Here is a 1,147-nt window from a genome sequence, read left to right on the forward strand (position 1 = left end):
GGGTGCTGCTGGTGGAGACGGTCCGCAAGACCGGTCTGGATCAGGCGATATCGGCGGCGCTGGCGCCGTGGCGCAAGCCACGGGCGATCCATGATTCGGGCAAGGTCCTGCTGGAAGTGGCGCTCGCGGTCGCGCTGGGTGGGGACTGCCTGGCGGATGTGGGCATGCTGCGGGCCGAGCCGGCGGTGTTCGGGCCGGTGGCCTCTGATCCGACGGTCTCCCGGCTGATCGACACGCTGGCAGCGGGCGGGAAGCGTGCGCTGACCGCACTGCGCCAGGCCCGCGCTCAAGTCCGCGAATACGTGTGAACGTTGGCCGGGGAGGCGGCGCCGGACGCGGCCGGGCAGGTGGTCGTGGACCTGGACGGGGTGCTGGTCATCGCGCATTCCGAGAAGCAGGACGCGGCCGCGACCCGGAAGAAGACCTTCGGGCACCATCCGCTGATGGGGTTCGTCGACCACGGCCGGGACGGGTCCGGGGAGCCGGTGGCCGCCCTGCTGCGGCCCGGGAACGCGGGCAGCAACACCGCCGCCGACCACATCGAAGCCGCCCGGCTCGCCCTGGCACAGCTGCCGAAGAAGTACCGGCGCGGACGGCGGACGCTGATCCGTACCGACTCCGCGGGGGCACCCACGAGTTCGTCGACTGGCTGTCCGCCCGAGGCCGGTGGCTGTCCTACTCGGTCGGCATGACCATCACCGATGCCATCCACCACGCGGTCCTGAAGGTCCCGGCCTCGGCCTGGACGCCGGCCGTCGAGCCCGACGGCGAAGTCCGCGACGGCGCCTGGGTGGCCGAGATCGAGGGCGACTGCCTCAAGGGCTGGCCCAAGGGGATGCGGCTGATCGTGCGGAAGGAACGGCCGCACCCCGGCGCCCAGTTGCGTCTCACCGACGCCGACGGCATGCGCCTGACCTGCTTCGCCACCAACACCAAGAACACCCCGATCGCCGAACTGGAGCTGCGGCACCGGCAGCGGGCCCGCGCAGAGGACCGCATCCGCGCCGCCCGCGCCACCGGCCTGCGCAATCTCCCCCTGCACGACGCCGCGCAGAACCAGATCTGGCTGGAGATCGTCCAGATTGCCCTGGAGCTGCTGGCCTGGATGCCGATGCTCGCCCTCACCGGCCAGGCCCGCAGGTGGGAG

Annotated in this window: 1 pseudogene; it reads left to right on the top strand. The window is 72.0% G+C overall.

The window, feature by feature from the left end:
• Positions 1-2 precede the first annotated feature (2 nt).
• A pseudogene (locus tag ABZ281_RS50145) lies at positions 3-1,147 on the top strand (IS1380 family transposase); the annotation flags it as partial.

Source organism: Streptomyces sp. NPDC006265, assembly GCF_040613555.1.
Taxonomy (GTDB): domain Bacteria; phylum Actinomycetota; class Actinomycetes; order Streptomycetales; family Streptomycetaceae; genus Streptomyces.